The organism is Pseudoxanthomonas sp. 68-E7 (assembly GCF_057773145.1).
In genome coordinates this window covers 100,789-116,848 of the sequence record NZ_JBYMTI010000002.1, presented here as the reverse complement: position 1 = coordinate 116,848, position 16,060 = coordinate 100,789, and the positions used below count along the sequence as shown (strand labels likewise).

Annotated in this window: 22 protein-coding genes; 14 read left to right on the top strand and 8 right to left on the bottom strand. The window is 62.7% G+C overall.

The annotated features are described in order from the left end of the window. Positions 1-16: 16 nt before the first annotated feature. On the bottom strand, positions 17-964 hold the full coding sequence (locus tag AC3DE2_RS05175) for a carbohydrate kinase family protein (RefSeq protein ID WP_488425348.1): 948 nt from the start codon (positions 962-964) through the stop codon (positions 17-19). 60 nt (positions 965-1,024) lie between these two features. Continuing rightward, a complete protein-coding gene (locus tag AC3DE2_RS05170) occupies positions 1,025-2,275 on the bottom strand; it encodes an ROK family transcriptional regulator (protein ID WP_488425347.1) in 1,251 nt (416 codons plus the stop codon). A gap of 133 nt (positions 2,276-2,408) precedes the next feature. Here AC3DE2_RS05170 and AC3DE2_RS05165 point away from each other — a divergent pair, with 133 nt between their 5' ends. Together AC3DE2_RS05165 and AC3DE2_RS05160 are read left to right on the top strand one after the other, a co-directional pair. Continuing rightward, positions 2,409-4,280: a glycoside hydrolase family 9 protein gene (locus AC3DE2_RS05165; RefSeq protein WP_488425346.1), complete on the top strand. Its 1,872-nt coding sequence runs from the start codon at positions 2,409-2,411 to the stop codon at positions 4,278-4,280. Between the two features lie 280 nt (positions 4,281-4,560). Then, the gene (locus tag AC3DE2_RS05160) at positions 4,561-5,370 is read left to right on the top strand and encodes an arginase family protein (RefSeq protein ID WP_488425344.1); all 810 of its coding nucleotides are present in this window, start codon (positions 4,561-4,563) and stop codon (positions 5,368-5,370) included. A 124-nt stretch (positions 5,371-5,494) separates the two neighbouring features. Here the strand turns inward: AC3DE2_RS05160 and AC3DE2_RS05155 are convergent, their stop codons facing one another. Together AC3DE2_RS05155 and AC3DE2_RS05150 are read right to left on the bottom strand one after the other, a co-directional pair. Continuing rightward, the gene (locus tag AC3DE2_RS05155) at positions 5,495-5,875 is read right to left on the bottom strand and encodes a nuclear transport factor 2 family protein (protein ID WP_488425343.1); all 381 of its coding nucleotides are present in this window, start codon (positions 5,873-5,875) and stop codon (positions 5,495-5,497) included. A 164-nt stretch (positions 5,876-6,039) separates the two neighbouring features. Then, complete coding sequence (locus AC3DE2_RS05150) at positions 6,040-6,600, bottom strand: helix-turn-helix domain-containing protein (RefSeq protein WP_488425342.1); 561 nt, start codon at positions 6,598-6,600, stop codon at positions 6,040-6,042. A gap of 169 nt (positions 6,601-6,769) precedes the next feature. Between AC3DE2_RS05150 and AC3DE2_RS05145 the strand changes: the two genes are divergently transcribed. The 10 genes from AC3DE2_RS05145 (at position 6,770) to AC3DE2_RS05100 (ending at position 12,312) form a co-directional block, all read left to right on the top strand. Then, a complete protein-coding gene (locus AC3DE2_RS05145) occupies positions 6,770-6,943 on the top strand; it encodes a hypothetical protein (RefSeq protein ID WP_488425341.1) in 174 nt (57 codons plus the stop codon). Positions 6,944-7,040: 97 nt separating this feature from the next. Further along, a complete protein-coding gene (locus AC3DE2_RS05140) occupies positions 7,041-7,226 on the top strand; it encodes a hypothetical protein (protein WP_488389229.1) in 186 nt (61 codons plus the stop codon). Further along, the gene (locus AC3DE2_RS05135) at positions 7,223-7,345 is read left to right on the top strand and encodes a hypothetical protein (protein ID WP_488425340.1); all 123 of its coding nucleotides are present in this window, start codon (positions 7,223-7,225) and stop codon (positions 7,343-7,345) included. Before AC3DE2_RS05140 ends, AC3DE2_RS05135 begins: the two co-directional genes overlap by 4 nt. Further along, positions 7,342-8,394 (top strand): replication initiation factor domain-containing protein, encoded by a 1,053-nt coding sequence (locus AC3DE2_RS05130; RefSeq protein WP_488425339.1) that lies wholly within the window; start codon positions 7,342-7,344, stop codon positions 8,392-8,394. Before AC3DE2_RS05135 ends, AC3DE2_RS05130 begins: the two co-directional genes overlap by 4 nt. Continuing rightward, positions 8,382-8,678, top strand: coding sequence for a single-stranded DNA-binding protein (locus AC3DE2_RS05125; protein WP_295382486.1), 297 nt, complete (start codon positions 8,382-8,384; stop codon positions 8,676-8,678). The genes AC3DE2_RS05130 and AC3DE2_RS05125 overlap by 13 nt, the downstream gene beginning before the upstream one ends. Before the next feature lie 9 nt (positions 8,679-8,687). After that, positions 8,688-8,927 carry a hypothetical protein gene (locus AC3DE2_RS05120; RefSeq protein WP_295382487.1) on the top strand — a complete coding sequence of 80 codons (240 nt, stop codon included), beginning with the start codon at positions 8,688-8,690 and terminating at the stop codon, positions 8,925-8,927. Positions 8,928-8,950: 23 nt separating this feature from the next. Continuing rightward, on the top strand, positions 8,951-9,169 hold the full coding sequence (locus tag AC3DE2_RS05115; RefSeq protein ID WP_295382488.1) for a hypothetical protein: 219 nt from the start codon (positions 8,951-8,953) through the stop codon (positions 9,167-9,169). A gap of 463 nt (positions 9,170-9,632) precedes the next feature. After that, positions 9,633-10,661 carry a hypothetical protein gene (locus AC3DE2_RS05110; protein ID WP_488425338.1) on the top strand — a complete coding sequence of 343 codons (1,029 nt, stop codon included), beginning with the start codon at positions 9,633-9,635 and terminating at the stop codon, positions 10,659-10,661. Further along, positions 10,661-10,975, top strand: a complete 315-nt coding sequence (locus tag AC3DE2_RS05105; protein ID WP_295382490.1) for a hypothetical protein — start codon at positions 10,661-10,663, stop codon at positions 10,973-10,975. The genes AC3DE2_RS05110 and AC3DE2_RS05105 overlap by 1 nt, the downstream gene beginning before the upstream one ends. Then, the gene (locus tag AC3DE2_RS05100; protein ID WP_488425337.1) at positions 10,975-12,312 is read left to right on the top strand and encodes a zonular occludens toxin domain-containing protein; all 1,338 of its coding nucleotides are present in this window, start codon (positions 10,975-10,977) and stop codon (positions 12,310-12,312) included. Before AC3DE2_RS05105 ends, AC3DE2_RS05100 begins: the two co-directional genes overlap by 1 nt. 3 nt (positions 12,313-12,315) lie before the next feature. Here the strand turns inward: AC3DE2_RS05100 and AC3DE2_RS05095 are convergent, their stop codons facing one another. The 4 genes from AC3DE2_RS05095 to AC3DE2_RS05080 all read right to left on the bottom strand — a co-directional run bounded on the left by AC3DE2_RS05095 (position 12,316) and on the right by AC3DE2_RS05080 (position 14,272). Continuing rightward, a complete protein-coding gene (locus AC3DE2_RS05095) occupies positions 12,316-13,128 on the bottom strand; it encodes a hypothetical protein (protein WP_488425336.1) in 813 nt (270 codons plus the stop codon). Between the two features lie 19 nt (positions 13,129-13,147). Continuing rightward, positions 13,148-13,567, bottom strand: a complete 420-nt coding sequence (locus AC3DE2_RS05090) for a hypothetical protein (protein WP_488425335.1) — start codon at positions 13,565-13,567, stop codon at positions 13,148-13,150. Between the two features lie 34 nt (positions 13,568-13,601). Further along, a complete protein-coding gene (locus AC3DE2_RS05085; protein WP_488425334.1) occupies positions 13,602-13,838 on the bottom strand; it encodes a hypothetical protein in 237 nt (78 codons plus the stop codon). 101 nt (positions 13,839-13,939) lie between these two features. Continuing rightward, a complete protein-coding gene (locus tag AC3DE2_RS05080; RefSeq protein WP_488425333.1) occupies positions 13,940-14,272 on the bottom strand; it encodes a DUF3653 domain-containing protein in 333 nt (110 codons plus the stop codon). Positions 14,273-14,810: 538 nt separating this feature from the next. Here AC3DE2_RS05080 and AC3DE2_RS05075 point away from each other — a divergent pair. Both AC3DE2_RS05075 and AC3DE2_RS05070 read left to right on the top strand, forming a co-directional pair. Continuing rightward, positions 14,811-15,140 (top strand): hypothetical protein, encoded by a 330-nt coding sequence (locus AC3DE2_RS05075; RefSeq protein WP_488425332.1) that lies wholly within the window; start codon positions 14,811-14,813, stop codon positions 15,138-15,140. After that, the gene (locus AC3DE2_RS05070; protein ID WP_488425750.1) at positions 15,098-15,910 is read left to right on the top strand and encodes a site-specific integrase; all 813 of its coding nucleotides are present in this window, start codon (positions 15,098-15,100) and stop codon (positions 15,908-15,910) included. Before AC3DE2_RS05075 ends, AC3DE2_RS05070 begins: the two co-directional genes overlap by 43 nt. Positions 15,911-16,060 lie beyond the last annotated feature (150 nt).

Genomic DNA, 16,060 nt, shown 5'->3' with positions numbered 1-16,060 from the left:
GGTCGTGCCTCCGGGGTCAGGGATACGACTGCAGGCAATGGGAAAGCTCGCCGGCGGCGATGCTCTTGCGCGGGAAGCGCGGCAGGATGGCCGCGGCGGTCCGGCAGCCTGCGCCGAGCGCCTCGTGCAGGCCGGCCTGGCTCAGCCGCGCCGCCAGATAGCCGGTGTTGAAGCTGTCGCCCGCGCCGACCGTGTCGAAGATGCCGGGCGCCACTTCGGTCGCGTAATAGGTGCTCTTGCCGTCGACATGTCCCAGCGCACCGGCGGCGCCCAGCTTGATGATCAGGTGCGCGCCGGGCTTGAGCAGGTTGGCGATGCGCTGCACCGCCAGCGTCAATTCCTGGGTGCCGGCGATGCTGGTCGCCTCCAGTTCGTTGATCAGCAGGTGGTCGCAATGGGCCAGCCAGCCTTCGACTTCCTCGTGGACCCTGGGCGTCCAGCCTTCCGGCGGCCAACCGGGATCCAGCGCCACCTGGTAACCCCGTGCCGAGGCCTGGGCCAGCAGCTGATCGTAGTGGTCGCGCATGCCCGGCAGCAGGAAGGGCGCGGTGAACAGGGCGATGCTGCCAGCCGGCGCGCGCGGCAGGTGTTCCAGCACGAAGGCCGGGGTCAGGTGCTGCAGGTGCCCGCAGCTGGTGAAGAAGGTGCGCTCGCCATCGGCGTGCATCAGGCCGACCGACATGGTGGTGTCGCTGGCGCAGGTCTGCAGTTCGACCCGGATGCCCACCAGTTGCAGCAGCAGCCATTGTGCAAGGTCGTCGTTGCCGATGGCGCCGATCAGGCGAGGGCTCAAGCCGAGATGGCGGGCGGCCAGCGCGGAGTTGGCGGCCGAACCACCGGCGCGCAGCTCGCTGCGGGGCAGCAGTTGTTCGGTGCCGATCTTCGGCCATTGGTTCAGCGTGCCCAGGACCAGGTCCACGCTGACGTCACCGATGATGCTGAATTGGGGCTGATCTTGCGTCATGGGGCGACTATAGGCACCCCTATCCGACGCTGTCAATAAAAATATCCAGTGGAAGTTTAATTAGACCCGACGACCGCCATTGGCCAGCCGATGGCCCAGGAGTTCCGCCGCCTGCATGTCGCCCAGATCGTCTTTCTGAAGGCCCTGCAAGCGCGGCGAAAGCAGTTCGTGGATCGGCAGCACCGCCGCGCCGAGCAGGGAGCAGTCTTCCTCGCGCTGGGAGATCATCACGCGTGGCAGCTCGGGAGCAGGGCGGCCGCGTACCGAACGATGCAGCGGCTGCGCCAGTTCGACCAGCCGCTGGACCAGCTTCTGCGGTGCCGAACCACCGATGACGATGGTCTGCGGATCGAGCATGTTCTCGATCATGCAGATGGCATCGCGCAATCGCTGCGCCGCCTGCCGGCACCATTGCTGCAGGGGCTGGTCGTCGGCATCGTCCAGCCGGTCGAGCAGGTCGGTGGTCCGGATCTGTCCGTCGTCCACGCCCAGCGCCTCGGCCAGCGAGTGCAGGGACAGGTAACGCTCCAGGCAGCCCCGGTTGCCGCAATAGCAGGGCGTGCCGCCGGGAACCACCGGCACATGGCCGATCTCGGTGGCATTGCCGTCGGCGCCGCGGTAATGGTTGCGGCCCACGATCAGCGAGCCGCCCAGGCCCATGCTGAGGTGCAGGTAGAAGAACGTGTCCAGGTGCCGGGCCACGCCGTACAGGGTTTCGCCCAGCGCGCCGGCGACGCTGTCGACGCTGTGGAACAGCGGCAGGCCGGTGGCTTCCTGCAACTGGTCGAGGATGGACAGGTCCTTCCAGCCCTCCAGCGCGGTGGGACCGACGAAGCTGAGTTCGGTGTCGCCCAGCGGGCCGGGCAGGGCCACGCCGATGCCCCACACCCGGGCATTGGCCTGCCGGCGCAGGTTGGCCACCAGTTCCAGCAGGCCAGCCAGCAGCTGCGGGCGGTCGCAGCCCTGCAACTGGACTTCGAAGCGGGCGTCGATCCGGCCCACCAGGTTGACCAGCGCACCCGAGGCGCGGCCCGGCTCCAGGCTGATGCCGATGGACTGGCCGGCGTCGGGGTTGATCTCGAAGGCGATGGGCGGCTGGCCGCGGGTTTTGAGGTCCTTCTGCCGGCGCGAGACGATCAGGCCGATGGACTCCAGCTCATTGGTGATGTTGGCGACCGTCTGCGGACTGAGAGAGACCTTTTCCTGGATGTCCTTGCGCGAGGCGGCGCCATGCTGGCGGATGAAATCCAGCACGAGGCGTCGGTTGTAGGGAGCGCTGGACTGCTGGGTGGCGCCGCGACCAATGTTCATAGGCGTTGAAACCGATTGAGCGTAGGGGAGGGGAGGCAAGCACCCATATTTTCATACATCCATATGAAATATTTATTGACAGCGGTCAAATGCATGGCTAGGTTGCGATGCCAGTCTATCCGGAACCGTGCCAATGACTCCCTTGACGCATTCCCGCAAGACCGGAATCCAGGTGCTGGCCGCGCTGGCGGTAGCTTTGTCCGCCTTCGCGCACGCGCAGCCGGCCCTGGCGCAGACGCCGGAGCCGACGACCACGGTGTCGGTGAGCCTGCCGACCGCGCCGCTGCTGGTCCAGATCAACCAGGTCGCGCTGGAGCGGCGGGGGCCGAAACAGGCCATCGTCGAATACGCGGGCGATGCGACCGGAGGCAGCTACACGGTGCTGCGCGACGGCGAGCCCGTCATGAGCGGCGAGCTGCGGCCATTGCCCCCGTTCACCGAATGGAGTCCTGGCAAACGCTATTTCGGCGTCGACTTTTCGTCCGTCGAGCAAGCCGGCCGATATCAGGTCGACGTGCGCATCGGCCAAGCGCATGCAACGTCGGCACCGGTGCCGGTACGCGACAACGCCGTCTTCGCCACGACCGGCGCGCAGCTGCTGGGCTACTTCCAGCGCAGCCGCCACACCGACGACGCCGATCGCGACCTGCCCATCTTCAAGACCTCGCGCAGGGTGAACGCGTGGGGTGGCTGGCAGGATGCGGGTGGCGACAAGGGCAAATACCTGTCGCATCTGGGCTATGCCAACTTCTTCAATCCGCAGCAGGCTTCGATGGCCGTGTGGGTGCTGGCCTACGGCGCGCACGCGCGCAAGGCATTGTTCGCCGCCCATGGCCTGCAGGCGCAGGTCGAGGAAGAGACCTTCTGGGGCGCCGACTACCTGCACCGGATCCTGGACGCGGAGGGCTACTTCTACACCACGATCTTCGACCAGTGGGGCACGCCGGGCGCCGAACGCATGGTCACCGGTTACGAGGGCGCGGCGGGAACCTACAACACCGCGTACCGCTCGGCATTCCGCGCCGGCGGCGGCATGGCGATCGCGGCGCTCGCACGCGCCTCGATGCTGGCGAGGCAAACCGGCCGCCACGGCGAATTCGATGGCGCGACCTACCTGGCCGACGCGCAGCGCGCCTATGACCACCTGCGCCAGTTCAACCCGCAGTACTGCGCCGACGGCAAGGAAAACATCATCGACGACTACACGGCGCTGATGGCGCTGGTGGAACTGCACAATGCCACCAGCCAATCGCGCTACCTGGACGACGCACGCCTGCGCGCGGCCAGCCTGATGGCCAGGCAGCAGGCCGATGGCGGTTTCATCAGCGATGGCGGCAGCCGGCCTTTTTTCCATGCGGCCGAAGCCGGCCTGCCGGTGATCAGCCTGTCGGCCTACGTCGACATCGAGCCGGAACCGGCGCGTCGCCAGCGTGCGCTGGCGGCCATCGACTCGGCGCTGACGCACGAGTTGACCATCACCGGCGCGGTCGCCAACCCCTATGGCTACGCCCGCCAGCGATTCCAGCTGACGACGAACGGAAAGGCCGCGGGCGAGGTACGGGAAGGATTCTTCATTCCGCACCGCAATGAGACCGGCTACTGGTGGCAGGGCGAAAGCGCCCGCCTGGCTTCGCTCAGCGCGGCCATGGTCATCGGCGGACGCAAGCTGGCGGAACACGGCACGGCAGGATATGGCCTGCGCGGGAACCGGGCAGGCTACGCGCAGAACCAACTCGACTGGACACTGGGCCGCAACCCCTACGGCATCTCCATGCTCTACGGCTTTGGCGAGAAGAATCCTCCCACCGTGCTGGAGAGCGCCGGCGAGATGTTCGTGGGCGGTATCTCGAACGGCATCACCGGCGCGGTGGGCAGCGACACCGGCGCCGGCATCACCTTCGCACCGGGTCCGGACTCGGAACAATGGCGCTGGGTGGAGCAATGGATTCCGCACACCACCTGGATGCTGTTCGCGGTGATGGCGATGAGCGAGGATGAGGACTGAGCGCCTGGCTCGGCGCTTTTTTTCCCGTCCAAGCATCGTGTCGCATCGACGACCTGCGGCGCACGCTGGTTGTGTTGATGCCTGTCCGAATGCGTTTTGTGGCTGCCGTCGGGGCCGGTAGCATACCGATGCGATGCCGGACATTCGTGCGTGTCCACGCCCGATAGCGGCCGCTGGATGACGGCAAGCGAATGGCGCTGCGCGCGACGCCGCCGCAAGGGAAGTCGCGTCGGGGAACTATGGCATCATCGGAAAACAGTTGCCGGTTGGGAACGCTGCGATGCCATCACCCCGGATGCGGTTCGACCTCAGCCTTGCCTATCCCCAATGGCAGGGGTCCGGCCGTCACGAGAACCTTCCGCGAGGAGCAGCTGCGGTTGCGGCGATCTGCGGGCAATATGCTCCCCAGGTCCAGGTGCAGCCCTGCGATGATGATGGCGATGCCGACGCCCACGGCGTCCGGCGCTGGAACGCGATATTCGCGCAGTTCCAGAGCGCCAGGCACCTGCTCGCGCACAGCGGTGCGCGCCGCGTGCTGACCGCAGGCGGCGACTGTGCCGTGGATGTGGCGGTGATCGACTACCTCAACGGCGTACATCCCGACCTTGGCGTGATCTGGATAGACGCCCACCTCGACGCCAACACCCCCGAGACTTCCCCCAGCGGCAACTTCCATGGCATGCCGGTGAGCGCGATCCTGGGCCGGGCCCCCGAGCCCATGAAGCCCTTGCTGGGAGCCCCGGTATCTCCGGACCGCTTCCAGTACTTCGGCGCCCACGTCGGTGACGACGGCGACTGGGCGCTGCAGCGTGAACTGGCGTTGGGGACGCTGGACCCACAGGCCCCCGTTGGCGGCCCCGTGCATATCCACTTCGATCTCGACGTGCTCGATCCGCAAGATTTCCCTTTCGTCGCATACCCTGATGGAAAGCTCCGCCTCCAGGACGCGCTGTCGCTGCTCCGTCGCATCTCTCGCGACGCCGATGTCGTCGGGCTCACGGTCACCGAGTTCGCGCCATCCAGCGATCAGGACGTGATTGCCGGCAGCAGGATCATCGCAAGCCTCTGCGAGGCGGTCATAGATCCCTAACAGGAATGGCAGGGCAGGGAACTTTCGCCTGATCGGCGCATCCATTGCTGGCGGTGACGAGGCGCATGGGCCGATGCCCGCGGACCCGGTCGGCGGGCGAGGTCCCGAAGACGAAGACAGGTTGTCAGCCGCTTTGACGGACGGTTTCGGTATGGGCCGACGCCACCCAGGCCCCATCCTTGCGAACCCACGTGGTGGTGTCATAGACCACCATGTCCTGGCTCTTTCCGTTGACGGCGATGGACTGATCCGCCTTGTATGTGGCGATGGCAACATCGGGCGCAGGAAAAATCACGCGCTCGTCGGAGAACTTGAAGGCGGTGACCCGTGCATCGCCGGACAATGCCATTTTCCTGTATTCGGCGGGACTGAAGTGATGGATGCCCCAGCCGGAAACAGAAACCGATTCTCCATCCAGCAACGAAGTCGCGGCATCGACATCCATATCGACTATCGCCTGCCAGAATTGCCGTTCCAGCTCCATGATGTCCTTCTGCGTGGTCATGTCGAATCCCGAAATCAAACGGACTCTCGATCTTTCACGTCGAGCGTTCAGGCGACGTCATCGCGCCGTGAGGCCGGGTTCCACGGCCAAGCCCGGAACCGAACACGTTCAATGCAGCCGAACGCGACCGGCAGAGACGCGGACTCGATCGCAGGCAAGAGCGGTCATGGTGCGCCGGCGCGCAGGGTTGATTTGAACCCGTTCGTGGGCCAGACGAGTTCAGAGACCTGGTGGCGCGGGATCGTGCCGGGAATTTTGCAACGACCGGTCCAGCGCCAGGCGCAGCAGGGACCAGTAGCACCGCCAGACCCTCTGGGCACCGCGATATGCCTTTTCGCATAATGCATAGTTGTTACGGCTTCGCCTAGGAAGGGGTGAGCCGACTGCATGACCTGTGACGCGCCGTTCGCCGCATGCGCAACGCTGGGAAGCGTCGCCAGGACCGCGATGAGGGCAACGCCTACGGACGCGGCCAGCTTGCGCCATACGGCCTTTTCCTCGCGGCTTATCGCGCGTGCTTCGCCAACGATGCCAAGCACGCGGGCGAGCGGAATCCCGGTTAGACCCGCGAGGGTGGCGCACGTCACGGTGTCGGGGAGTGAGACGCCGCGCTTCCAGTTACTGACCGCACCACGGGTGATTCCCAGCTTCTGGGCAAAGGCGTTGTCTGATTCGACGTTCAGGGCCTTCTTCGCGGCTTCGATTACGTCGTGCACGGTTTCCATGTCGAATACCTATTGACATTAATGTCTAAGCCCAATATACATGTGCCCGATGTCGAAGGCTCTTCGACATCACCCCGCCGGGCCGCGAATCCCGCCGGGGTTCCCCTCCCCGGTCGCCCTTGGCCGGGGCAGGGGACTCTCAAGGGCACAAGGGCAGGGGACAAGGGCTATGGGTTGGGTACTCATCGCATGCGCCGGACTGGTGTTGTACGGGCTGCTCCGCGCGCACGAAATTTTCCAGCAGTGGCACCTGCGTAGCGAGCGGGCGCATCAGCAGTTCATTGCCGAGTGCGTCAAGGCGGCCGTGCTGCATCACAAGGGCCAGCCGGAGGACGTGCAATGACCGGCGAGATGACTGCTGACCAGCAATTCATGCTGTTGCTGATTATCGTCGGCGTCGTCGCCGCGTGGTTCTACGTTCGCAGTGACCGGTGGCGCAGATGAGAGAGGACCGCGCCCCCAAGCCGCGCCCGCCGCGCATGCTCACGCCGGTCAATACACCGGTCATCACCGCCTTCGACATCGCCGACCGAATCATCATCGTGGACGGTGAAGAGGTTCGCCTGGGCGACTACTGGACACAGGCGTTCGTCGAGGCCGCCTTCTCGCGCCGAGGTGATGAATGAAGCTGTGGCAACTGTACGCCGCGCGCAAGGTCGCCTTGAAGTGGGGTGCCATGCGTGAGGTCGCCCGCTGGGACGCCGCAATCGCGGCTCGCATCATTGCCATTGGAGCCAAGCCATGAGCGCCGCGACCTTTTCCCCGGTCGGAGCGGTGGGAAGCCAGATTGGCCCGAGGAGTAACACGGGCCAAAAGTCCGCCCTCCCGACCCATGGCGCACTGGTGGACTTTTTGACCGTCGTCTTTTCCCAAGACCGCCTCGCGGAGCGAGGCTTCACCCGCATTTCGCTGCTGCTGCCCGGCATCTTCGGCCTGCGGCCTTCTGACGTGAGGGCAGGGGAACTGCACGCCAAACGTTGGCAGTTCTATCGGTCCAGCGCGGTGATTGTGGATAGCGAAGGTGAGTTGGTGGGACGCATCGGCTGCGAAGGCAACGGCGATACCGTGTGCGTAAGCCTTTCCGGTGCCGCCTGCAAGTTCATCCGCACGAAGGATGAGTGGCGCAGGGTGCGGATGCAGATTGAGGCCTGTGGTGGCCGCATTAGCCGCTGTGACGTCGCCTATGACGATTACGACGGCCTCATGGGCACGGTACGGAAGTTGGAAGCCAAGGCCCGTGAAACGCTCACAGAGAGCGGCGGATGCCTGCTGTTCGCCAACGGCGGAACCCCGCCCAAGACGAAGTTCCTTGACGACCACGGCGGCGGCTCCGGCTGCACGCTGTATGTCGGCCAGAAAGGCCACAAGCAACTATGCGTCTACGAGAAAGGCAAGCAGCTCGGCGTCACCGATTCGCCCTGGACGCGATACGAAGCGCGCCTGTACGGCAAGCACTGTGAAGTGCCGACCGACATTTTGACGGAGCCCATGAAATACCTGCGCGGATCCTACGGCTACATGGAACTGCTGCTAGCAAAGGTGTCTGAGGGCATCGCCTGCGCGATTGAGTATACGAAGCGCGCCGTCGAAGCGACCGGCATTGCGATGAAACGGTGGTCTAAGCGCCAGTGGGGCAAGTCCGCATGGCTCCTGATTCAAGTGTTCGGCGTTGAGGGCTTTGCCCGTTACGTCAACGAGGAAATTGCGCGTGAGGGGATGCCCACGCGCTTCCTGAAAAAAGGTAAGGCATCCGTAATCGTCCAACAATTGAGGGCTGAACTATGTCCATCGTGAGGGTCAAAGATGACCGCGTTATCGAGCGTCAAATCAACGGCAAAAACGGGCCGCAAATCATCCGTGAACAGCGTGCGGTCATCCTGCTGGGTGGCGGGTATGAAACCACCTTCAATGTCGGCCTCGGAACTGGCCCCGTGTATACGGTGGGCGATTACCTGCTCCATCCGGACAGTTACGGGCACAACAACTGGGGCGAGGTTGCGCTGAAGCGCGTGAAGCTGTGGCCGCTCGCGCTGGCGTTCAAGGAAACCGGCGTCACCGTGCCGGTTGCGGCGAAGTAAGGGGTCGCCATGCCAGCTGCATACGTCCTGCTGTGTGATGAGGAAGATTTCTCCATCACCGTCGATGGCAACGGCCAGCAGACCGGGACGTGTGCGGCTCCGTATTACGGACCGTTGCCCACGATGATCCCGGAAATTTCCATCGATGAGGGAATCCAGATTGCTGCGGCGATAGGGGGAGTGTGGTGCATCGGCCTAATCGCGCGACTGCTGATACGCGCGGGTCAACAAGAATATCAGCGCCCATGAAAACCAACGAAAGGAGTATGGCTATGAAGATGTTGAAGAAGTGGAAGGCTGCTGCGGTGGCCGGTGTGACCGCGCTGGTCGCCGCGCCGATGGCGTTCGCCAGCACGGGCGGCGGTCTGGGTGCGCAAATGCTGGCGAAGCTGGCGGGCGTGGAGGCGGACGTTCAGTCCGTCCTGGTGGTGCTGGTCGGCGTCATCGCGCTGTTCATTCTGTACAGCCTCATCAAGCGCGCTCGGGCCTAAGGCCCAACATCGGACGCGGCGCGGCGCGTCCTTCTCGGGAGAATGTCATGGGTGGTTACTTCGCAATCATTGCAATCCTCGGTGCGCTGTGGCTGGCGTTTGACGCCGTATGAACATCGGGCGCATCTTCGCCAATGCCATCGCGCGGCGCGTTGCTTACGTGCTGGTGGCGATGTTATTGGCGTGGTTGGGCATCGGTAGCGCAAGGGCACAACAGAGTTTCCCCGACCAAGGGAGCGCGTACGCGGCATGTCAAGCGGACATGGCGGCTCACCCGTATGAGGTAAGGGATGCGTGCTGGCATCAGCCATGGGGTCAGTACGGTTGGTACTACTGTCGTGGCTTGAATTCCAATGGCGTAAGCATTGTAAATTGCAACGGGGGGCCGGGCTCCTACGTTTACCCGATAGCCAACAACTGTTCGTCTCGACCGAACTATGTGGGGTCTGGGCCGGTGTCTACAGTGCAAAGTACGGCGCGAAACGGAAGTATTTCCTGCGTCAACGGCTGTGATGCGGTCTGGCAAAACAATGGCGATGGCACGTGGACCGGAGATTTTGCGCTGGGGCAGGCGTGCACCGCCGATACGTCCAAGAGTAAGTGTGAGCATACGGCCGGCTATCACTGGAACGCATGGAATCAGACGTGTGAGCCTGATGAGCAGAAGTGCGGCACCAATCAAATTACCGATTCGGCCACGGGTGCATGCAAGGATGCCTGCCCTGCGGGCATGGTGGTAAATCAGCAGGGGCAGTGCGACAAGGCCAAAGAGGAGTGTCCGGCGGGAAACATCAAGTCGCCGGACGGCGCGTGTTTGCCCGGCGAAGGCCAGTGTGCGGCAGGCGAGGCACGGCGCGACAACGGCACTTGCGGCAAGGATTCGGATGGTGACGGCAAGGCCGACGAAGACGACGATGACCCGAACAATGACCCGGACAAGGAATCGGCGTCCGGTGGCGATACCTGCAACGTACCGCCGTCCTGTTCGGGTAGCGCAATCATGTGTATGCAAGTCAAAATCCAATGGCGTATCGACTGCAATACGCGAAAGAACCGCAACATTGCGGGCGGTGCGTGTGCCGCGATGCCGGTGTGTACCGGTGATGGCTGCGATGCGCTTGAATACTCGCAACTGCTGATGCAATGGCGAACGGCCTGCGCGGTGGAGAAGCTCTCAAAGGGCGGAAGCGGCTCTCCTTCGGATGGGCAGCCGGAGTGGACGAAGGTGACCGGCGACGGCACGGAAGGGGCAGGGGAGGAGCCGGAAGGGCCGGTCAAGACGGTTACGGGGGATCCGACCAGTCGCCTGGACCTGAGTGGTTTCGGCGGCGGCGGAAGCTGCCCGCAATTGGGCGTCATCAACCTGCCGTTCGGCGTCGCGTTCGACTTGAACAGTCTGCCCTGGGCCTGTGACCTGTTCTACGTGACGCGTGTCTTTAACCTGTTGCTAGCGGCCTTTCTCGGGACGCTGATTCTCATGGGCAAACTCTGATGGAATCCATCATCCTGAAGTTCGTTGGCAAGCTCATCACCGGGCTAAAGCTGGCGGCATCCTCCATCTTCGGTCGGTTGTTCGCCGGTAGCGCGATGTCGCTGGCCACGTTTCAGTACGTCTACCCCAACATCAGGGGATTCCTGCAGTCGAAGTTCTTGGCGCTGCCGCCCAAGGCGGTTGAGCTGATGACGTACTGCGCCGTGGATGTGCTGATTACCGTCATCGTTTCGGCCTACGTGGCGCAAATGGGCCTGAAGCTGGCGCTGGTCAGTTCCACCGTGCTGCAAAACCAAATCAACGGGGCCAACTGATGTATTTCCAGTTCACCGGCCAGCCGGGGCACGGTAAGTCGGTTCTTGCTATCGAGCGCGCATTGAAAATGCGCGATGACCACGTAAGGCACCAGCAGGAGTGCAGGGCCAAGGGCAAAGAGGTTCCACCGGACCGGACGCTGTATGTCTGCAACGTGCGGGATTTCGACTATGCCGCCGCTGGGGCGGTGCCGCTGACGCCGGATGAACTGCGGACCTGGGCGGACCACCCGGAGTATGTTGCCAAGGTCGAGGAAATAACCCGGCATCTGCGGAGTCAGCCCATGCCTGAGCGCATGTTCGCTGAGCGCCTAGAGGAAGCGCTGGAAGCACCGGAAGTGCAGAAGCTGGCGAACGAGAGGATCAACCCCGCGTTCGAGAATGCCATCATCCTCGTGGATGAGGCGTACGAGCATAAAATGTTCCCGAAGCGCTCGCCCAGCACGAAGGTGCCGCGTCACGTCGAGCGCGTGGCCAAGCACCGGCATTTCGGCATCGACTTCATCATGATTTGCCAGTCGCCCAAGCGCCAGATGGACGACTTCCTGCATGACCTGATTGAGGAGCATTACCACGTGCGGCGGCGTTTCGGCCTGCCGTTCGTCCACGTCAAGCGCTGGGACAAGTTTGAACCGTACCCCGACAAGGCGCTCGCGCTCACGGTGTCGCGTCGGAAGTATCCGACCCATATTTTCAAGCTGTACACGTCCACGAAGTTCGACACCAGTACTTCGCGCGTGCCGTGGTTCTTCCCGGCTGCTGCCGCGTTACTGCTAGCCATTCTCGTGGGCGCTTACTTCACCGCGGCCAGCGTCCGCGCGAAATTCACGCCTGCTGCCCATGCCGCCCCTGCAAAGAGCGCGCCCCCGGCAGGGGCGCCTGCGGCAGCAGGCGCACAGCAGGGGGGCGCGCCGGCCCCCGAGAAGTGGGCAACCGCCACGGATTATGCGCGGGCGCACCTGCCACGGTTCGGTACGATGCCCTGGACGGCCCCCGTCTTTGATCAGCGCTCGGTGACCGCGGACCCGCAGGTGTTCTGCATGTCGTCCAGTCCGGGCCGGGATGCTGGCGGGGAAGAGCAGGACTATTCGTGCACCTGCTACACCGAGCAGGCAACGGTCTATGACATGAGCTCGCCCGAATGCCGCCGTATCGCGCGCCACGGCTCGATATATAACCCGTACCGCCAGCGGGAGGTTCAGCCACCGCGTGAACCGCCACAAGCGCCTGCAGGGGTAGGGCGGGTACAAGCACCGGTCGCCATGACGCTGCCAGGGCAGGTGACGGATGTTGGTGCCGTGAACAATGTCGTCAGGGCTCCTGTGCCTCACTTCTAAGGGCTACGTATGACCGTCCAGGTTGGACACATGGATGATTGCTTCCGATTCCTGCGCTAAAGCAGCAGATCTAAATCTTTCTCCGTCTAGTCTCGACGGAAGTATCTTCCAGTTGATTCGAATGCTTACATCGTACGGCTCCCCGTTGAGGGGCTGAGGCTTATTGAGCGCGTAGTTCCAGACCATCAGCTCAGGCTGGCTTTCATGGTATTGGCCTTCGCGGGCTTCCAACTGTATTTCCGGAACCTCTTTTGTTTCTTCCCGTCGGACTAGCTGGCGCGGGTAAAGATGGAAATGAGGCCTTGCCGGCAGAACTCCGCGCTCCGTGAGAAGTGATATCCAATCACGGATTGCAAAGCAAATAACTTCGTCCGCAAACCATGTTTCTCCATTGAGGAGGTCCACTAAGATAGCCTTCCCCGTTTGATAGTAATCGCCCTGCTTATCTGTGAATTTTGTTATCGTCCATCGCTCTCTAAGTGCAGACGAGTCTTCAAGCAGGCGTCCTTCTCTCGTAATCGCTCCGTGCTTGTATACGTTCGCAATGTCTCTGGTTATTGCGAAATTCTTGCTCATGCTCGTTAAGTGATCGACGTAGCCTTTACTCTTGCGCCCATTTCTCGCGAAGCCTATATCCAAGCTAGGTGTGTTATAGGCGCGCTCCGCGAAATTTAGGCATGCCTCGGCAGCTGCGCCGAGACGCCGGATGTCAGCCTGCGTTTCCACCACCCTGTTTGAAAGGCCGAGGATGAAATCTTCGTAAGTAGAAATGACTGTGTGATTAAAGTATGAGTCTAGTGAATTGCGCGTAGTCACGTTCTAGGCTTCAATGTTGTCAGCAGGGGTCATGAGCTCGCTGTTTCCAGCCATTCTCGATACGCTCGAAACGTTCACCTTTGATGCACCTCTCGCCGGGGCGTAGTGGTGCTCGATAGCGCTCCGCAGGTGGCGATCCGACGCGAATGACGCGTACAGGTGGATTCTCCTTGAGGAATCTCTCGTCCTCGATGCGTTCCATCTCTTGTCGCTTCAGTTCTTGTTGGAGCATAACCTCGGCGTCTTTCCGGTCTTGATGGCGTTCGTAAGCATTGAACAGTAAGAGCGCTGCTAGGACAGCAATGCCTATGCCTAAGCTCAGTTTCCAGACGAGACCATCATGGCTGACGGATGGTCGGGTAGGGCCTCGATAGCCGGTTGGCCTGAATTCCAAGTCTGCCATTTCGGGTTTAGAAATCTTCGGTTCTTCTCTATCCATGAATTCCCCCAGGTGCTTCCCCGGGGCGATGGTATCAGGGCTCGTCCAGTGGGTGCTTTTGCAGATACGCCCGCGTCCACCGCTCTGCGAAGCGTTTCCCCTGGGCAATGCTGGCGGCGCGCCCGGAAAGCCATTTGTACTGGTAGCAGTGCTGTTTGAGCTGTAACCGCACGCCACCGTCGCATTTCATCATGGAAGCGACGCGGTAGATGCCGACGTGGAGCGTCCAGGTCGCGAACGGTTCGCCGGGTGGTGGGTCTCGCCATTCCATGCGCATAGGCTACCGCTAGTCGTCTCCGCAGCTGAGATGACTACAGATGTAGTTATTCCGGTCTTTTGGGGTGTAGGGGCAGCGCCCCTACGGTGGCGCCTTCAACCGGCGCGGGTTCCGAAGCGCTGGGCCTGCCAGTCGGCCAGGTCTACCACGACAACCTTCACCATCTGCTGCCGAACCGCTTTTCGTGACGCGTTACGGCTCCGGGCAGCGGTCAGGCGTTCTTCCTGTTCCAGCCGCCATAGAACGCCTTTCATGCGCTCGGGGCTGATGCGGTCACCGGCTGGCGAGACTAGCCAGCGGCCACGCTGTTTCCAGCCCAGCCAATCGGCGGTCAGGTCGGTGTGGCCGTTCACGACGCGGGCGTAGTGCGCCAGAGCGCAGGGATTGGGTTTGGTGCGGTCCTCGGGCCAGCACGGGGGACGGTTCATAGGCATAGGGCCTCCATGGCTTGGGAATCGTCCCGGTTTCCCTGCAACAGCCGGTCCAGCGCCAGGCGCAGCAGGGACCAGTAATAACGCCAAACCCGGGCCATCCGGAGCCGCGCCCGCCGGATACGCCTTTTCGCATAATGCATATTATGTAAAATTTGGAATAGCGTGAGATGCCTAGCTGTGGGTTTCGGCAATTGCTGTCCCTTTTGTTTTGGATCGTGCTCCTCCTTGATTAGTAAGAGGAATTTCCCAAAGGAAGGACAGCATCTAGCGTGATCCACATCTACGGAGAACGCCGCTTGGGTCTTTTGGACGGTGCTTTTGGGGAGACTACAGTTGGCCCGCTGCGCCGCCATGCCGCTTCCAAGGCTGCCGGTAGATCGTGCAGTTTGGCTAGTTGGACTTCCAAGGCATTGGCACGAGCGCGTTGTATGTCAGCATCCCGTTGGATCTCGTTTGCCTTTAGTCTGAATTCTTCCGCAGCCGCTACCTGTGACTTCTTAAGAAGAACCTGCTCCTTCGCGGCATTAGCGAGATGAACCTCAAGGTCTTTGACCTCCTGGCGCGCGCGGTCGATTTCAGCGTGGGCGCGATCCTCGACGGTTCGTGCATGTTGGATTATGGCGTCGCGTTCTTTGCCGGCGGATTCCAGCAGCTCCTGGATACGCACCTGGGCCGCCTGCCGCTCGTTCTCAACCTGTGTAACCCGCAGGAGCGCCGCATCACGTTGTTGGGCCATTTCCGCAGAATGCTTCTCCAACTGGTTAACCAAGCGCTGCAGCTCAGCGGCTTGGGTCGAAGCGACCCGTTCGGCGTGGATGGCTGCGTCGGTCTGCTTCCGGAGCGACGCAATCTCGGCAGCTAGGCCCTCGCGCTCCCGCTGGAATGCCCGATGTTCTGCGTGCAGGGCGGAACGCTCATTGGCCAAGGCTTCTAATGCTTCGTTTCGGGCATGCTGCAGCGCCAAGGTCCACCACTCTCCTGCCAGAACAGCCACGGCTTCTGGCGCGTCGGGGACATCCAAGCGGGCGCGCTGCGCCTGCAATCGTCCGCCGAGCGTCTTCCACCAAACTGGAAGCGATGCTGGCCACCTGCGACGACGGCCTCGAAGGCCTGCGCGACCGAGCCCTGCTCTGCTTCGGGTTCGCCAGCGGTGGCCGTCGTCGCAGCGAAATCGCCGCGGCGGACCTACGCGATCTGCGCCGGATCGGCGACAGCGGCTATATCTACCGGCTGGAATACAGCAAGACCCAGCAGGCCGGCGTCACCGCTTCTTCCACGCCGGACAAGCCGGTGCTGGATCGGGCTGCCCTCGCCCTCAAGAATTGGCTGGAGGCGTCCGGGATCACCGAAGGTGCGATCTTCCGGCGCCTCTGGAAACAGCGGGTGGGCCCTGCCCTCTCCCCGGCTGCGGTGGGAGAGATCGTCCAGCGGCGGGCGCGCCTGGCGGGATTGGAGGGGGATTTTGGGGGCCACAGCCTGCGGTCCGGGTTCGTGACCGAAGCCAGTCGCCAGGGCGTGGCGCTGCCGGCGATCATGCAGATGACGGAGCACCGATCTGTCAGCAGCGTCATCGGCTACTTCCACACGGGCACGGCTTCTGCCAATCCAGCCGCGCGATTGCTAGAGGACTAGCCGGCCAAGGCGATAGGTGCTGTCGCAGCGGCTGAGACTCGCTCATGCTTTAGTGAGCATTGGGGAAGAGCTCAGACGGGGCCTCGCTCGCCCACGCCTTTCCAAGCGACCAGTGCTAGATTTTGTGGAGCACCAGTCCGGAGCGGCTTC